This is a genomic window from Metabacillus litoralis, assembly GCF_020524045.1.
Taxonomy (GTDB): domain Bacteria; phylum Bacillota; class Bacilli; order Bacillales; family Bacillaceae; genus Metabacillus; species Metabacillus litoralis_C.
Map to the genome: position 1 here is coordinate 99916 of NZ_JAIVKL010000005.1, position 18577 is coordinate 118492.

Here is an 18577-nt window from a genome sequence, read left to right on the forward strand (position 1 = left end):
TAGTAGGAGATGCGTTTTATGAGTAAAAAGTTATATCATGGAGCTGCGTACTATCCAGAATTGTGGGATGAGGAAGCGATTGAGGAAGATATAAAATATATGATTGAAGCTGGCATCAATGTTGTAAGGATGGGAGAGTTTGCTTGGTCAATCGTTGAAAAAGAAGAGAGACAAATTGATGTGACATTTTTTCTAGATATTATTGAAAAGTTGAGTATGCATGGGATTGAAACGGTGATGTGTACACCGACTCCAACACCTCCAATTTGGTTAACGCACAACCATCCAGAGCGAATGCATGTTAATGAAGATGGACAAATTATGAGTCATGGCTCAAGACAACATATATGCACGAATAATGAGTACTTTCGAGAAAGAGCTGCGATTATTACAGAGGAAATTGCAAAAGCAGTAGGAAATCATCAAAGTGTCATTGGTTGGCAATTAGATAATGAATTTAAATGTCATGTTAGTGAATGTATGTGTGAAAACTGTAAAGATTTATGGCATAAATGGTTAGAAAATCGTTATGAATCTATTGATCAATTGAATGAAGCTTGGGGTACTCATATTTGGAGTCAATATTACCATAGCTTTGACCAAATTCCCCAACCCATTTCAACTCCATTTCTTCATAATTCATCGTTAAAAACAATGTACCAGCTTTTCTCTTATGAAAAAATAGCAGAATTTGCTGATGAGCAGGCTGAAATTATTCGAAAATATTCTGCTGCACCTATTACTCACAATAGCACAACCTTTTTTCATGTTGATAATGAGAGACTATATAAAAATTTAGATTTTGCTTCATTTGATACATACGCAGAACAAAGCAATTTTGCAGCTTATTTATTCAATTGTGATTTGTGGAGAAATTTTAAAAAAAACAGGGATTTTTGGATTATGGAGACAAGTCCATCATATAGTGCTTCACTTGAAAGTCATGCAACTCCACATCCAAATGGTTATCTAAAAGCCGAGGCGGTTGCTGCGTACGCATTAGGAGGAGAAGCATTTTGTTATTGGCTTTGGAGACAGCAGCGAACAGGATGTGAACAGCCTCACGGATCTGTTATTAGTGCATGGGGTAAACCAACAGTTGGATTTGAAAATGTAAAGGAAGTCGAGGCTGCAAGAAAAGAAATAGAGTCTATCATTTTATCGACAAAACCAATACAGGCTGAAGTAGCAATAACCTATTCTGACATTGCAAAAGCCTACATGAAAACAGAACCACACCGAAATTTAGATTATCGTTCATTAGTAGTAAAATTTTATGAGAAATTTGTAAAAGCAGGATATCATCGTGATCTTCTTCCAGAGGGTGCGAATTTACAGGGATACAAATTATTATTTACGCCATTTATTCACAATCTAACAACCGAGTATCGTAATAGAGCAGAAGATTTTGTAAAGAACGGAGGAATATGGATAGTCGGGCCTATAACAGGAGGGCGGACAGAGCATCATACAATTCATACAGATGCAGCGCTAGGGGAGTTGGACCAAATAGCTGGTGTTGAAACATTATTTACATACCCAATGGATGGAACTCAAACAACTGGAGAATTCATGGGTGAAGTTGCACCGCTAAGCTTATGGAGCTCAATTTTTGAGCCAAAAGAGGCTAAAGCAGTTGGATTCATCAATGATGGAATTTCTAAAGGTAAGGCATTTATGACAGAACACACTGTTGGAAAAGGAAAAGTTGTTATGCTTGGGTCACTGCCAATAGAAGAATCAGGAGAAAAACTTCTTGTAAAATGTCTAAATCATTATGCTGAAGAAGCGAATGTTGTACTAAAATCAGATGTATCAGAGGGTACAATAGTTGTTCCAAGACAAGGAGCCAATGAAGTTGTGTGGATAATTGTTAACATGGATGGAAACGGAGGCTCGGTTACAATTCCTTATGATGCAGTTGATGGAATTACCGGAGAATTCATTTCAAAAGGAACATATGAAGTTAACGCTTATGAACATAAAGTGATTTCTTTTCAATAAAATTAATGAAGAACACGGGGGAATCAACATGACGAATTTACAATCACTTAAAGTTGCTTATATTGGCGGGGGATCTAAGGGGTGGGCAATAAATTTAATGAATGATCTTGCTTTAGAAAGTAGAATTTCAGGAACTGTCGCTTTATATGATATTAATTATGATGCTGCACAGCGCAATGCGCAGATAGGAAATAGAATCTCAAAGCATGAAAAAGCAAAAAGCAATTGGAAGTATGAAGCTGTTACAACAATGGAAGAAGCATTAACAGGAAGTGATTTTGTTATCATTTCTATTTTACCAGGTACATTTGAGGAAATGGCATCTGATGTTCATACACCTGAAAAATATGAAGTGTATCAATCTGTAGGAGATACAGTTGGTCCTGGTGGGCTTGTCAGGGCGCTTCGGACAATACCCATGTTTGTAGAAATGGCTGAATCTATTAAAAAGTATGCACCAGAGGCATGGGTAATTAATTATACAAACCCGATGTCACTTTGCACTCGAACACTTTATGAGGTATTTCCAGAAATAAAGGCCTTTGGCTGCTGTCATGAAGTATTTGAAACACAGAATTTGCTAGCTGAAGTTGTAAAAGAATTTCTCAATAAAGAAGTGCAAAATCGCACTGATATTAAAGTGAATGTACTAGGTATTAACCATTTCACATGGATTAATCAAGCTAGCTATCAAAATATTGATATAATGCCTTATTATAAACAATTTGTAGAAAAGTATGAAGAAACAGGTTTTGAAAAAGAAGAAGGGGAATGGAAAAAAAGTGTTTTCTCATCTTGCAATAAAGTAAAGTTCGATTTATTTAAGAAATATGGCTTAATAGCTGCTGCAGGTGATCGACATTTAGCAGAGTTCATGCCTCCAACGTATTTGAAAAATCCGGAAACAGTCGCTTATTGGAAATTTCATTTAACACATGTAGATTTTAGAAAGAAAGATTCAATAGAAAAAGTGAATCATAATCAAGCTTTAATACAAGGAAAAGAAGAGCTAAATCTTACCCAATCAAGTGAAGAAGGAGTAAACATTATTCTTGCACTACTAGGTATTGAAGATTTAGTAACAAATGTGAATTACCCAAATAAAGGTCAAATTGAAGGCTTACCTCTAGGAACAATTGTTGAAACAAATGCTTTATTCAAAAAAGACTCTGTTCAACCAGTATTTGCAGGAAAGCTTCCGTTAGACATTCATAATATGGTCAGTAGACATGTGATCAATCAAGAATCAATTTTAAAAGCATCATTAACTAAAGATAAACAACTAGCATTTAATACATTTGTTAATGAACCACTACTATCATCAGTAAGTAGAGAAGACGCAGAGAAATTATTTAATGAAATGCTAGAAAATACGAAAAATTATTTAACAGGTTGGGCTATTTAGTTTTTTATAGTGGAAGAAACAAGGTTCTGTTAAGGTGCCTTGTTTTTTTGTGGTAAGATCTTTATTCCTAAGCAAAAGGTCGTTATAGAGCTGATGAAGGACAAAAACGAGAGGAAGTTCTGAGGAAAAGTCCGTCATAGAGCTGATGAAGGACAAAAGCGAGAGGGAAGCTGGAGCAAAAGTCCGTCATAGAGCACATGAAGGACAAAAGCGAGAGGAAAGCCTGGGTAAAAGTCCGTCATAGAGCACATGAAGGACAAAATTGAGAGGAAAGCTGGAGGAAAAGGTCGTCATAGAGCTAATGAAGGACAAAATTGAGAGGGAAGCCTGAGGAAAAGGTCGTCATAGAGCCCATGAAGGACAAAATTGAGAGGGAAGCCTGGGCAAAAGTCCGTCATAGAGCTAATGAAGGACAAAATTGAGAGGGAAGCCTGGGCAAAAGTCCGTCATAGAGCTAATGAAGGACAAAATTGAGAGGGAAGCCCGAGCAAAAGTCCGTTATAGAGCCCATGAAGGACAAAATCGAGAGGAAAGCTGGAGGAAAAGGTCGTTATTCTTAATCACAATCTAAAGAAAAACCTTATTTTTTCCAAAAATCTTCCCGACAATTAGAAATCTATTAAACAACACTGATTTTTAATATAATGTAACGGTTTTTTATATGTATCTAAGAAAATGAATTACTTATAATTGAAATAGTTTCTTGATCACACTAATTAATGAAAAGGCTTACAAAAAAACTAGTTAAGAAAGGAGCCTACGTATAACCACGGAGAAGCTTATTTCAATTGGTGTACTTGAATTTATTTAAGAAAGTTACTTAATTAAATAGCTAGCAATGAATATACTAACCAATCTAGTTAAAATCAAATAGAATTCAAAGTAATATTAGCCTCACTGTATTTTGCACTTTTTCTACTACTAATGAAGGGTGATGAATCAATTTTGAGGAAACAATCTATTACTAAAAAACTAGTTACTTTATCTCTAGCAGCTCCACTTCTTTTTACAGGTTTTCAAAGTAGTGCTTCAGCCGTAACATCTCAAACGAATAAACATAACGTCCAAGATCGTTCTGTTCAGCTCGAATATTTAGACAGAGGTCTTGTCGCTACAAATACTTCAGAGGGTGTATTTTTAAGTTGGCGACTTTTAGCTGATGAAGTGTCAGGATATTCTGAAACTGGTTTAACGGGTGTTAATTTCAATGTTTATCGTGATGGTAAGAAGCTCGGAACAGTTGAAGATAGTACAAACTTTTTAGATAGTAATGGTACAAGTACATCTAAATATTATGTGGCTGCCGTTAAAAATGGGAAGGAAATTGACCAGAGCTCTGAAACAACACCATGGGAAAATACATATGTTGATTTGAAGTTAAAAAAGCCTTCTGATGGTGTCACACCAAGTGGTGAAGCTTATTCTTATACAGCTAATGATATGAGTGTTGGGGATGTTGATGGAGATGGCAAGTATGAATTTTTTGTGAAATGGGATCCGACAAATTCTAAAGATGTATCACAAAAAGGTTATACAGGAAATACGTATATTGATTGCTATACATTTGATGGGGAATTGTTGTACCGTATTGATCTTGGAGTTAATATCCGCTCTGGTGCTCATTATACCCAATTTTTAGTATATGATTTTGATGGGGATGGAAAATCAGAATTAATGTTCAAAACAGCACCAGGTACAAAAGTGATAAAGTTTGATGCAAAAGGAAATGTTAAATCTGAAGAATTTATTACAATGCTCAAAGAAGATAAAAAAGAAGGGTACAGTCATCAAGATGATTATCGAATGAGTAGTGAGGATTATTATAATCATGTTGTTGATATGTTTAAGAATTGGCATAATCATGAGGAAGTTGTAAATGGTAATTGGCCTGCATCACTTGAAGAAGCCTTCGGAATTGAAAAGAAATATGATTACCCGTTATCAACTGAAGATGCTGAAAGTTTAGCAGATTACTTTATTGATGAATATGCTCCAAGCAGAAGTAGCCGTAATGATTTAAGAGATTTTGAAGGATTTATTGTGAAAGGTCCTGAGTATTTAACTGTTTTTAATGGAGAAACCGGCTCTGAAATGGAGACTATTCGTTATAAACATGAACGTCATGATGACGGATTAATGTGGGGAGATTACGCGATGTCGCGAATTGAGCCAGGAAATCGAGTGGATCGCTTTTTAGCGGGAGTAGCTTATTTAGATGGGAAGAAACCATCCGCTATTTTCTCAAGAGGATATTATACAAGAGCAACACTCGTTTCATATAGCTGGGATGGTAAACATCTTAAAGAAGAATGGGATGTTGATAGTGGTTGGACACCAATGACGAATCCATTTAATGATGGACCACATGGAAGACTTGGTACAAGTGAGGAATTTGGTTCACTTACAACTCAAGGGGCACACTCTTTAAGTACAGCTGATGTTGATGGAGATGGTAAGCAGGAAGTGATTTATGGATCTTCTACAATTGATCATGATGGTTCTTTGTTATATAGCTCAAGTGATGTGATGCCACCTCAAAGTGCTACCCCAGGTGTAACAGCTGGCTTAGGACATGGTGATGCATTACATGTTGCAGATATCGATCCTAATAGAGAAGGCTTAGAAATATTTATGGTTCATGAAGGTGGACGCTATGCTCCTTACGGCTATGCACTTAGAGATGCTGCAACTGGAGAAGTTATATATGGTGGCTATACTGGTAGAGATACTGGTAGAGGAATGGTAGGTGATATTGATCCTGATCAAAGTGGATTAGAAACATGGGCTGTTGGTTTGTGGACTGCTAATGGAACACAGCTTGATACACGCTCACCTGGAACGAATATGAATATAAAATGGTCTGCTGATATGACAACACAGATCGTGAATGGATCAGGAGATAAAACACCAACAATCGATGATTGGAAAAAAGGAACAGTTTTAACTGCCTCAGGTACAAAAACAAATAATGGTACAAAAGGAAATCCATCATTAGTTGCTGATATTTTTGGAGATTGGCGTGAGGAATTGCTTGTTCGAACGGATGATAGTCAATCAATTAGAATATATTTAAACACAGAAGTAACAGATCGTAAATTATATACATTGATGCATGATGCACAATATAGAACAGGTATTGCTTGGCAAAACGCAGGATATAATCAACCAGCATATCCAAGCTATTATTTTGCTTCTGACACTGATTGGCAAAGTGTTCCACAGCCTGATATGAAAATGCCTAATGAGTTAACTTCTTTAAGCAATCTAGTAGACATATATGAAGAAAATGGAGAGCTGAATGGCTCAATTATACGTAAACTTGAAAATACGTTAAAACAAGCTCAACATCATATTGACAAAGGCTCTGATAAAAAGGGAATTTCCTTCTTAGAGAAATTCATTAAACAGTTAGATCAAAAACAGAAGAAAAAAGAAGTTAGCGAAAATGCAAAATCAATTTTAACAGCTAAAGCTGAAAGCATAATAATCAATATTAATGAACGATCTGAAAAATAAATCAATTTAACAGCTACCTTAGAATAGATTGCAAGACTTTCTATTTTAAGGTAGTTTTTTTGTAAAGCTTTTTAATCAAGGCTGTTTTCATAAACTTTGTTGTTTTTAGAATACTGATAGAAACAACTCTGTAAAAAGTCTAGTGGCATCTTTTCTTCTACAGATCGCACCATTTATCCGATAATACACTGGTTCTAACAGAGAAAAACGTCAATAAGCAACAATCTTTCAGAAAAGAGCCTTAATCAAGGCTTTTTTCATAAACTTTGTTGTTTTTAGAATACTGATAAAAACAACTCTGTAAAAAGTCTAGTGGCATCTTTTCTTCTACAGATCGCACTATTTATCCGATAATACACTGGTTCTAACAGAGAAAAACGTCAATTAGCAACAATTTTTCAGAAAAGAGCCTTACTCAAAGATAGTTTAAACTAATCAAAGTAACAGGTTTTCTTGATCTTTTTGTATATATTAGTTGTGGCTGATGCCTATTTATAACGATTGAAAAATCTGACTGAAAATATAAATAGCCATTATCCAAATAATTACTGCTGAAATTTGATTTATGTACCTTAAAAATTTCCCATTTGTATCTAGCTGTCCGATTTTTCTACCTGTAATAGCAAGTGCAAGAAACCAAAGCCAAGAAATAGCAATACAGGAGAGTGCGAAAAGCCATTTTTCTGTTCCACTATAAGCTAATGAACTAGTACCAATCACTCCTATTGTATCCATAATCGCATGGGGATTTAATAGTGATACAGAAGCTGCAAATGTTATCTGTTTTTTAGGTGAAAATTGATTTAGCTCCTGATGTTTTTTTATTTGAGAAGAATCCCGCCACATTACCCATCCCATATAAATTAAGAACAAAAATCCAACAAAAAAAATAATAGTTTTTAACCAAATAAAATTAAAAACAATAAGTGAAACACCAGTAACAGCTAATGAAATTAAAAATGTATCACAAATGGCTGCAGTAAAAATTGCAGGTAAGGCGTTTGTGAATTTTTTATGGGTGGCTCCTTGTGTAAATACAAAAATATTTTGTACTCCTAAAGGTAAAATTAGACCAAATGCTAAAATTATTCCGTGAAGAAATGGTTCCAAAACTTTCCCTCCTTTTCTCTCATAATAGAATAACGAAAAAGGATCATTTTGTCTCCAATCTATTGGATGAAATTCTCGACAACTATTCCTGTAAAAAAAATACTACATATATGATTTCTATTTATTTTGATTAGGTAAATATCTTAAAAAAAGAAAACTCGTGATTAAATAGTAAATTCCTAAAATACCGAAACAGTCTTGTATAATGGTAAATAAATTAAAATCTTTGATAAAATATGTCCATATAAAAAAACTTATCAAAAAAATTATTGGAAATAAAATAAAATAACCGATGAAGTAAATTTTTTTCATATTGTTCATGAAAACCACCATTACTTTAATTGATATTATAGTAAGCTTGTATTCTTATTTTATCGTATCATAAATAATGGAATTTTTGCTAATTAATTAACAAAATAATAATACGAAGAATTTTAATACTTTACATATTCGTAAAATGTAGTAAAATAAAGTAAAATGTTTTACTAGTGAAGTGTTGGTGTTGTACTAGGAAAAGGGAAGATGATTTGGAGGTGAAGAGAATGGCTACAATCAAAGATATTGCGAAAGAAGCGGGGTATTCTATTTCAACTGTATCTCGTGTTCTAAACAATGATCAAAGCCTTTCTGTTCCGGATGAAACGAGAGAAAAAATTTATGATGTTGCAGAAAAGTTAAATTATAAGAAAAACACTGTAAGGTTATTAGTGAAAAATATAGCTTTTCTCTATTGGTTAACAGATAAAGAGGAACTAGAGGATGTCTATTTCAAGACAATGAGACTTGAAATAGAAAAATTGGCCAAAAAATTCAATGTAGAATTAACAACCTATAAAATTACTGATGGAATTGACATCATACCTGATAATATTGAAGGTTTTATTGCAGTAGGTACGTTTTCTGATAAAGAGTTAGCTCATCTTAGAAGCTTAACTTCTAATGGTGTCTTTATAGATTCAACGCCTGATCCAAACCATTTTGATTCAGTTAAACCAGATTTAGCGCAGGTTGCAACAAAAACAGTTGATCTTTTTATAGAAAAAGGTCATAAAGAAATAGGTTTTATCGGGGGAACATATCATAACCCAAATAATGATCAAGATGAGATGGATTTCCGAGAAAAAATATTTCGTCAGTATATGGAGGAAAAAGGTTTACTTAAGGAAGAATATATATTTTGTCATAGAGGATTTTCTGTAGATAATGGCTACTATTTAATGAAAAATGCAGTAGATAATTTGGCAGATCAATTACCTACAGCGTTTTTTATTGCATCAGATGCTATTGCAGTAGGTTGTTTACAGGCATTGAATGAAATGGGTATAGCGATACCAAATCGAGTGAGCATAGTTAGTATTAATAATATTAGTGTGGCAAAATATGTTTCACCTCCTTTAACAACGTTTCATATAGATATTCAGGAATTGTGCAAAAATGCGATTGAATTATTGCTCGAACAAGTACTTGAAAAACGCAAATCTGTTAAAACATTATATATAGGTTCAAATTTAGTTGTGAGAAAAAGTACGAATTAGATAAAGGTTAATATATTAATTAAAGTGGTGAATCTTATTAAGTTAAGATTCACCACTTTTTTGTTTTTTTCGAGAAATACTTAAATACTAGTACATGATAATGATTTATAGAACCTTAAAGAAACGTGTGAAAATACTACGAAAATTTGTTCTTATTAATTTCGTAAATATTTTTACTGATTATAGTAAAATATTTGTTTACTTATTTTTTCTCTCGTGATATATTATTTTTAGTAAAGCGTTTCCATTAATAGAAACCGCTGATATTACTAAAGGGGGACAAATATAGTGAAGAAAAATAAAAAGTTTTTAGGTCTTATGAGTGGTATAGCTTTAAGTTTAGCTTTAGTAGGCTGTGGACCACAGGAAAGTGATAGTGGAGAGACAAGCACTGAGAAAGATGCTGCTAAAGGAACAACAGAACTATTAGTTTGGGAAGATCAAGATAAAGCTGCTGGAATTGCAGATGCTGTTGCTGCATTTGAAAAAGAACATGATGTAAAAGTAAAAGTGGTTGAAAAAACATATGCTCAACAAATTGAAGATTTACGTTTAGATGGTCCAGCTGGAACAGGTCCAGATGTATTAACTATGCCTGGTGATCAAATTGGAACAGCTGTAACTGAAGGTTTAGTAAAAGAATTAACTGTTGGTGAAGATGTTCAATCTATTTATACAGATGTTGCAATGCAGTCACAAACAGTAGAAGGTAAAGTTTACGGTTTACCAAAAGCTGTTGAAACAACAGTACTTTTCTATAACAAAGATTTAGTTTCTGAAGATCAATTACCAACAACATTAGATGGATGGTATGACTTGTCTAAAGAAATGACTGACGGTAACAAATTTGGTTTCTTAGCATTGTTTGATCAAATTTATTATGCACAAAGTATTATGAGTGGTTATGGCGGATATATCTTTGGTAAAGACGATAATGGAAATTATGATCCAACTGATATCGGCTTAAACAATGAAGGCGCTGTTGAGGGAGCACAATATATTCAAAAATTTTATAAAGAAGGTTTATTCCCAGCAGGAATCATTGGGGAACAAGGAATTAATGTCTTAGATACATTATTTACAGAAGGAAAAGCGGCAGCGGTTATTTCTGGCCCTTGGAATACTGAACCATATGCAAAAGCAGGTATTAATTATGGAGTTGTGAAGTTACCAGAATTATCAAACGGTGATAATATGAGCTCATTCGTTGGTGTGAAAAGCTATAACGTAAGTGGTTATTCAAAAAATGCTGAGCTTGCACAAGAATTAGTTGTATTCCTTGCAAATGAAGAAAATTCTAGAAAAAGATTTGAAATCACGAAGGAAGTTCCAGCTGTAGCGTCTCTTGCAAATGATCCAGTCGTTGCTGAAGATGTATCAGCACAAGCAGTAGCAGAGCAATCACAATTTGCTGAGTTAACACCAAACATTCCTGAAATGAATGAAGTGTGGACACCAACAGATTCTGCACTACAAACAATTGCTACTGGAAAAGCAGAACCAAAAGCAGCGTTAGATCAAGCTGTTGAAACAATTAAAGGGCAAATTGAGGCAAAACATTCAGGTAAATAATTAAGGTTTGAATAATGGTGTCAAACGTAACTCTTCGTTTGACACCATTTATTATAAGTTTTAAAGAACGGACGGAATGTCGATTTCCTGTCTATTTAGAGAGGTGAATAAAATGCAACATCGTAGAAATGCCTTATTATTATCTGTTATTCCTGGTCTTGGACAATTTTATAATAAGCAATGGGTTAAAGGGCTTATCTATTTAATTTTAGGTGTATCTTTCATTGCTGTGTTTAAAGATCTATTGAATATGGGCTTTTGGGGACTATTTACACTAGGAACAGAAGTACCACGTGATAACTCTGTTTTCCTTCTAGCAGAAGGAATTATTGCTGTTATAGTTACTTGTTTTGGTCTAGCAATTTATTATCTTAATTTGAAAGATGCATATAGTAATGGAAAATTACGAGATGAGAATAAAGAGTTAAGCTCAATTAAGGAACAATACCATAATTTAATGGCACATGGTTATCCATATGTGATTAGTGGTCCATCTTTATTTATCTTGATTTTTGCTGTTATTTTTCCTATCCTATTTAGCTTTGCTTTAGCATTTACCAATTATGATTTATATCATTCTCCTCCTGCTAATCTAGCTGATTGGGTTGGATTACAAACATTTGCAGAGATTTTCACAGTTGATATTTGGCGTTCAACTTTCTTTGATGTTTTATCTTGGACTGTTATTTGGACTCTAGTAGCATCAACTCTTCAAATTAGTATTGGTATTTTCCTTGCTGTTTTAGTCAATCAAAAAGCAATTCGCTTTAAGAGGTTGTTTCGAACAATCTTAGTTCTACCTTGGGCTGTACCTGGTTTTGTTACGATTTTAATTTTTGCAGGATTATTTAATGATAGTTTTGGTGCAATAAACAATGATATTTTAGCAGCATTTGGCATTGATCCGATTCCTTGGTTAACAGATCAAAATTGGTCTAAATTAGCACTTATCCTCATGCAGGGTTGGTTAGGTTTTCCATATATTTTCTTAGTAACTACAGGTGTTCTACAATCAATTCCTGAAGATCTTTATGAGGCAGCTACAATCGATGGTGCGTCGATGTTTGCTAAATTTAAAAATATTACTATGCCAATGATATTAATTGCAATGGCTCCAATACTTATTACACAATATACGTTTAATTTTAATAACTTTAATATTATCTATCTATTTAATGGTGGAGGTCCAGCAGTACCTGGGTCAAATGCTGGTGGAACTGATATTTTAGTATCTTGGATTTATAAATTAACGATGCAATCGAGTCAGTATTCTCTTGCAGCAGCATTAACTATTTTACTGTCTGTATTTGTTATTGTGATCGCATTATGGCAGTTCAGACGGACGAAATCGTTTAAAGAGGAGGTTTAAAAGATGCTGTCAAATACGAAGACGAGAAAATTTATAAGTCTCCTAATTTCTTATACTATCTTAATTTTTACGTCTGTTATCATCATTTATCCGTTAATTTGGACTGTAGGCGCAAGCTTTAATCCAGGTAATAGTTTAATTAGTACGTCAATCATACCGAAAAATCCAACATTAGATCATTATAGAGAATTGTTTGCTGGTAAAGAAAGCTTACAATACGGTCAATGGTATTTAAACTCATTAAAAATTAGTGTGTTTACGATGATAGGTACTGTTGCTAGTGTTTGTTTTACAGCCTATGCCTTTTCTAGATTCCGTTTTAAAGGGAGAAAAAATGCTTTAACGTTATTTTTACTATTACAAATGATTCCTCAGTTTTCAGCGTTAATTGCTCTATTTGTTTTAGCGCAAATTCTAGGAATGATGAATAATCATTGGTTATTAATTCTGCTATATATAGGTGGTCTTATTCCAATGAATACGTACCTTATGAAAGGTTATATGGATTCGATTCCAATCGATCTTGATGAAAGCGCAAGGATTGATGGTGCAAGCAATACACGAATCTTTATACAAATTATAATGCCACTTTCAAGACCAATGGTTGCTGTAGTTGCCATGCTAGGATTCACAGGACCTCTTGGCGATTTTATCTTATCATCAACGATTTTAAGATCAGCTGAGTACTATACATTACCAATTGGGTTATTTAACTTAGTAAACGATGTAATGGGTGCAAGTTATACAACCTTTGCTGCAGGAGCGATCTTAATAAGTATTCCAATTGCTCTTATTTTTATCCTTTTACAAAAGAACTTTGTTTCAGGGTTAACAGCAGGTGGCACAAAGGGTTAACGAAATTCTGTATTAAAAGGAGAGAATTATGTCTAAGAGTAATAAAACATATACATCAAAAGCGAAATTCATGCTTCACGGAGGAGACTACAATCCTGATCAATGGCTAGATCGACCTGACATTTTAGCTGATGACATAAAACTGATGAAGCTTGCACACACAAATACATTTTCAGTAGGAATCTTTGCTTGGAGTGCACTTGAACCAGAAGAAGGAGTTTATAACTTCGAATGGTTAGATGAGATATTTGAAAACATCACTAGTATTGGTGGTCGAGTTATCCTAGCTACACCAAGTGGTGCTCGTCCTGCGTGGATGTCTCAAAAATACCCTGAAGTTTTAAGAGTAAACGGTAACAGATTAAAGCAGTTACATGGTGGTCGTCATAACCACTGCTTTACCTCAAAAGTTTATCGTGAAAAAACGCAGGAAATGAACCGACTATTAGCAGAGAGATATGGTCAGCATTCAAGTTTATTAATGTGGCATATTTCCAATGAATATGGTGGGGAATGTCATTGTAATTCATGTCAACATGCGTTCAGAGATTGGTTAAAAGAAAAATATAATCATAGTTTGAAGTCTCTAAATGATGCATGGTGGGGTCCTTTCTGGAGTCATACTTATAATGATTGGTCACAAATTGAACCTCCTTCTCCGATAGGTGAGAGTGCCGTTCATGGATTAAACTTGGATTGGCGTCGATTTGTTACAGACCAAACGATAAACTTTTATGAAAATGAAATTGTGCCATTAAGAGAATTAACACCTAACATCCCGATTACGACAAATTTTATGGCAGATACATTTGACTTAATACCATTTCAAGCACTAGATTATAGCAAGTTTGCAAAACATCTTGATGTTGTTAGCTGGGATGCATACCCTGCTTGGCATAATGATTGGGAGAGTACTGCTGAGTTAGCAATGAAAGTTGGCTTTATTAACGATTTGTATAGAAGCCTTAAACAGCAGCCATTCTTATTAATGGAATCAACACCAAGTGGAGTGAACTGGCATGAAGTAAATAAAGCGAAACGCCCAGGTATGCATTTGCTTTCTTCTATGCAAATGGTTTCACATGGTTCTGATAGTGTCTTGTATTTCCAGTGGAGAAAATCACGAGGATCTTCAGAAAAATTCCATGGAGCTGTTGTTGATCATGATAATAGTCCAGAAAATCGAGTGTTTAAAGAGGTTGCAAAGGTTGGTCAAACATTAGAAAAGCTATCAGATGTAGTTGGAACAAATCGCCCATCTGAGGTAGCGGTTTTCTATGATTGGGAAAACAACTGGGCAATAAATGATGCTCAAGGCTTTGGCCTTAAAACGAAGCTATATCCACAAACGTTACAACAGCATTACCGCACTTTCTGGGAACAAGATATACCAGTAGATGTTATAACGAAAGAGCAAGATTTCTCTAATTATAAATTACTTATTGTGCCAATGCTGTATTTAGTAAGTGAGGAAACAATTTCAAGACTAAAAGCATTTGTTGCTAATGGTGGTAAATTAGTCATGACTTATATCAGTGGTCTTGTGAATGAACATGATTTAACTTATATGGGTGGCTGGCATAAAGACCTTCAAGAGATCTTTGGTATGAAGCCTCTTGAAACAGATACTTTGTATCCAAAAGATAGAAATCATGTAACTTACAAAAACAAGTCATATGAGATGAAAGATTATGCAACAGTTATTGATCTTAATTCTGCTAATGTAGAAGGAGTCTATCAAGAGGACTTTTATGAAAATACACCTGCAGTGACAAGTCATCAATATGGAAAAGGAAAATCATATTATATTGGTGCACGCTTAGATGAACAATTTCACAGAGACTTTTATAGTGGATTAATAGATGAATTAAGTCTTGGAGCTGTTCATGAAATTAAACATGAACAAGGTGTTTCAGTTCAAGTCAGACAGGCAGAAAATTGTGATTATATTTTCATTATGAACTTTACAGAAGAAAAACAACCTATTAGCTTTGATTTCCAAGGGAAAGATATGGTATCTGGAGATGTAATCACTGGAGATTTAATGTTAGAGAGATATGAAGTACGAATAATTGAGAAAAAGAATAGCTAATGAATTCTTATAGGTAAGAGCATCCGTTCGAATGTAGAATGGATGTCTCTTTCCTTGTTATACAATCAATTCCCTTTTTTTACATAAAAGTAAACGCTTACTTTGAAGGGAGTGATGAAATAAGAAATCAAGAATGGCTAAGTTTACACAAATATCAATCGGAAGGTGGTAATAATATGCGTAGAAGAAAGAGTAATAGAATGATCGTATCAATGTTTTTAGCAATAATTTTGTTATTGAGTTCATTTTTAGGACAATCTAATGTAAGTTTTGCAGTAGATTCAGTAGACAATCTTTTAGTGAATAGTGGATTTGAAACAGATTTTTGGGAAGATGGTTCATGGGCTGTTGAAACTGAAAACTGGGATGGTGTTGATTTACAGCATTTTAATTATGCAAGTGACGAGTGGATAACTCCTCTTGAAGGAGAACAAGCTTTTAAATATTGGGTAAAAGATACTGCAACTCCAAATCAGGTATTCACGGTTAAACAAACAATTGAGAGCCTTCCTGCTGGAAGCTATCAATTATCGGTTCATTCGATGGGGGGAGAAGCTGCTGAAGCAGGAAATGTCACTCTTTTTGCTGGAGAAAATAAGTTAGATCCAGTTATGACTAAGGGCTACAACAATTGGGACACGCTTACCTTTTCATTTGATTTGACAGAAGAAGCGACTGATTTTGAAATAGGAGCTACAATCACCGGTGCCCCTAATTCTTATGGTTTTATAGATAGCTTTAATCTAGTTTCAAAGGATAATAGTTCACAGCCAGTGGAAGCTGATATTTTCGTAGAAAAAGTGGAAGGATTAGATAACGAATTTATTAAAGGTGTGGATGTTTCAAGTATCATTTCTTTAGAAAACAGTGGTGTGGAATTTTATAACGAAGCTGGAGATGTACAAGATATTTTTACAACGATGAAAGAAGCAGGAGTTAATTATAGTCGTGTACGTATTTGGAATGATCCATATGATTCAGAAGGTAATGGCTATGGTGGCGGAAATAATGATTTAGAAAAGGCAATAGAGATTGGAAAAAGATCAACAGCAAATGGCATGAAGTTGTTAGTAGATTTCCATTACTCAGATTTCTGGGCAGATCCTGCAAAACAACAAGCACCAAAGGCTTGGAAGGATTTAAGCTTTGAAGATAAAAAGACAGCAGTTTATAACTATACAAAAGAAAGCCTTCAAACCTTATTAGATGAAGGTATTGATGTTGGTATGGTTCAAGTTGGTAATGAAACAAATGGCGCGATTGCTGGAGAATCTGATTGGTCAAAAATGAGCGCATTATTTAATGAAGGTAGTAAAGCAATTAGAGAAATTGATCCAAATATCTTAGTAGCATTACATTTTACCAACCCAGAAACATCTGGAAGATATAGTTCAATAGCTAAAACTCTAGATGATCATCAAGTTGATTATGATGTGTTTGCTAGTTCCTATTATCCATTTTGGCATGGAACGTTGGATAACTTAACAACAGTTTTGAAAAATGTAGCTGATATCTACGGTAAAAAAGTGATGGTTGCTGAAACATCTTATGCTTATACTGCTAAAGATGGTGATGGTCATGGTAATACAGCACCAAAGAATTCGGGTCAAACATTAAACTATCCAATTACTGTTCAAGGTCAAGCTAATTCTGTAAGAGATGTGATTGAAGCAGTTGCTAATGTAGGAGATGCAGGTATTGGTGTGTTTTATTGGGAACCAGCATGGCTTCCAGTAGGATCAGATTTAGAGCAAAATAAATTAATTTGGGAAGAGCATGGCTCAGGTTGGGCTACTAGTTATGCTACAGAATATGATCCACATGATGCAGGACAATGGTTTGGGGGAAGTGCTGTAGATAATCAAGCATTATTTGATTTTAATGGACAACCTCTTTCTTCCTTAAATGTATTCAAATATGTTGATACAGGAGCAGTTGCACCTTTAGAGATTGATGAAATAAAAGATATATCTGTAAGTGCAAATGTAGGTGAAGATATTTCATTACCTGCTACAGTTACGGTTATTTACAATGATGGAAGTGAAGGATCTGTAAATGTTGCTTGGGATCAATCGGCATTAGCAGCAGCTATTAAAGCTGGAGAAGGGTCATATGAAATTGACGGTACGGTTGAAGGTGACGGTGCTGTTAAGGCGCATCTACAAATAAATGCAAAAAATTATGTTGTTAATTCTAGTTTTGAAAATAGTGATAGAAGTATGTGGGAAATTACTTATGATAGTGAAACATCTGGATACGCTACTTTCCAACAAAAAGCATCTGATGCAAAATCTGGAGAATATTCATTACATTATTATTCAGGTGAACAAATTGACTTTGATGTTACACAAAAAATCACAGGTTTAAAGCCAGGTTATTATAGCTTATCAATGTTTTTGCAAGGTGGAGATGCAGACGAATCTGACATGTATCTTTATGCAACAACAGAAGATCAAGAATATAAACAGAATACTTCTGTGAATGGTTGGGTGAATTGGAGTAACCCTGAGATCAAAGAAATACTTGTATTAGATGGTACTTTGACTATTGGAGCAAAAATTAAAGCAAATCCAGGCGCATGGGGTACGCTAGATAACTTCTACTTAAAACGTACAGGTGATTATGTAGTTGACGAGCCAGAAGTTGATCCAATTCCAGATCCGGAAGAACCAGGCACAGGTGAAGGAGAAGAACCGACAACACCGGAACCAGGGACCGGTGAAGGAGAACCGACAACACCAGAATCAGGTGTGGGTGATGTAGAATCAACTACGCCAGAACCAGGAACAAGTGATGGAGAAGAAGAAACAGAGCTAGTAAATGCTTCAACAGATAAAGAATTACCAAATACAGCAACAACAACATACAACAATCTGATCATAGGATTGCTTTTTATTGTAATTGGATTTGGATTTGTATGGAGAAAACGTAAATATTTAAAAATGAATAGTTAATAGATCGAAAAAAGCCCTAATCCGAAGTAGATTAGGGCTTTTTAAAGCTTGTTGAGAAGCACAAATAAATTTTATCTTCGATTTTTGGGATTTATCTTCGATTTTTCGAAAATATCTTCGATTCTGCAAATTTATCTTCGATTTTCCGAATTTATCTTCGTTTAG

At 34.5% G+C, this 18577-nt stretch carries 10 protein-coding genes; 9 read left to right on the top strand and 1 reads right to left on the bottom strand.

What is annotated here, in order from left to right; translation table 11 throughout:
- Positions 1–18: 18 nt before the first annotated feature.
- From LC076_RS09025 to LC076_RS09035, 3 genes are all read left to right on the top strand, one after another.
- Positions 19–2004, top strand: a complete 1986-nt coding sequence (locus tag LC076_RS09025; protein ID WP_226667864.1) for a beta-galactosidase — start codon at positions 19–21, stop codon at positions 2002–2004.
- Positions 2005–2032: 28 nt separating this feature from the next.
- Positions 2033–3409: an alpha-glucosidase/alpha-galactosidase gene (locus LC076_RS09030; protein WP_226667866.1), complete on the top strand. Its 1377-nt coding sequence runs from the start codon at positions 2033–2035 to the stop codon at positions 3407–3409.
- Between the two features lie 945 nt (positions 3410–4354).
- The gene (locus tag LC076_RS09035; protein WP_226667867.1) at positions 4355–6925 is read left to right on the top strand and encodes a rhamnogalacturonan lyase; all 2571 of its coding nucleotides are present in this window, start codon (positions 4355–4357) and stop codon (positions 6923–6925) included.
- A 492-nt stretch (positions 6926–7417) separates the two neighbouring features.
- On the opposite strand, the gene LC076_RS09040 is transcribed toward LC076_RS09035, so the two are convergent.
- Complete coding sequence (locus LC076_RS09040; RefSeq protein WP_226667869.1) at positions 7418–8035, bottom strand: LysE/ArgO family amino acid transporter; 618 nt, start codon at positions 8033–8035, stop codon at positions 7418–7420.
- Positions 8036–8577: 542 nt separating this feature from the next.
- Between LC076_RS09040 and LC076_RS09045 the strand changes: the two genes are divergently transcribed.
- The 6 genes from LC076_RS09045 (at position 8578) to LC076_RS09070 (ending at position 18412) form a co-directional block, all read left to right on the top strand.
- On the top strand, positions 8578–9570 hold the full coding sequence (locus tag LC076_RS09045; protein WP_226667871.1) for a LacI family DNA-binding transcriptional regulator: 993 nt from the start codon (positions 8578–8580) through the stop codon (positions 9568–9570).
- Between the two features lie 288 nt (positions 9571–9858).
- The gene (locus LC076_RS09050; protein WP_413465966.1) at positions 9859–11142 is read left to right on the top strand and encodes an extracellular solute-binding protein; all 1284 of its coding nucleotides are present in this window, start codon (positions 9859–9861) and stop codon (positions 11140–11142) included.
- Between the two features lie 112 nt (positions 11143–11254).
- Entirely contained in the window at positions 11255–12511 is a 1257-nt protein-coding gene (locus tag LC076_RS09055) for a sugar ABC transporter permease (RefSeq protein WP_226667872.1), read from the top strand.
- Between the two features lie 3 nt (positions 12512–12514).
- Entirely contained in the window at positions 12515–13366 is an 852-nt protein-coding gene (locus tag LC076_RS09060; RefSeq protein WP_226667874.1) for a sugar ABC transporter permease, read from the top strand.
- Positions 13367–13391: 25 nt separating this feature from the next.
- Positions 13392–15458 (top strand): beta-galactosidase, encoded by a 2067-nt coding sequence (locus LC076_RS09065; RefSeq protein WP_226668520.1) that lies wholly within the window; start codon positions 13392–13394, stop codon positions 15456–15458.
- Positions 15459–15634: 176 nt separating this feature from the next.
- Positions 15635–18412: a glycosyl hydrolase 53 family protein gene (locus tag LC076_RS09070; RefSeq protein WP_226667875.1), complete on the top strand. Its 2778-nt coding sequence runs from the start codon at positions 15635–15637 to the stop codon at positions 18410–18412.
- The last annotated feature ends 165 nt before the right edge of the window (positions 18413–18577 follow it).

What these genes read in the sequence shown, in the direction of transcription:
- LC076_RS09025 (WP_226667864.1), top strand. Translation starts at nt 19, where the DNA reads ATGAGTAAAAAGTTATATCATGGAGCTGCGTACTATCCAGAATTGTGG.
- LC076_RS09030 (WP_226667866.1), top strand. Translation starts at nt 2,033, where the DNA reads ATGACGAATTTACAATCACTTAAAGTTGCTTATATTGGCGGGGGATCT.
- LC076_RS09045 (WP_226667871.1), top strand. Translation starts at nt 8,578, where the DNA reads ATGGCTACAATCAAAGATATTGCGAAAGAAGCGGGGTATTCTATTTCA.
- LC076_RS09055 (WP_226667872.1), top strand. Translation starts at nt 11,255, where the DNA reads ATGCAACATCGTAGAAATGCCTTATTATTATCTGTTATTCCTGGTCTT.
- LC076_RS09060 (WP_226667874.1), top strand. Translation starts at nt 12,515, where the DNA reads ATGCTGTCAAATACGAAGACGAGAAAATTTATAAGTCTCCTAATTTCT.
- LC076_RS09070 (WP_226667875.1), top strand. Translation starts at nt 15,635, where the DNA reads ATGCGTAGAAGAAAGAGTAATAGAATGATCGTATCAATGTTTTTAGCA.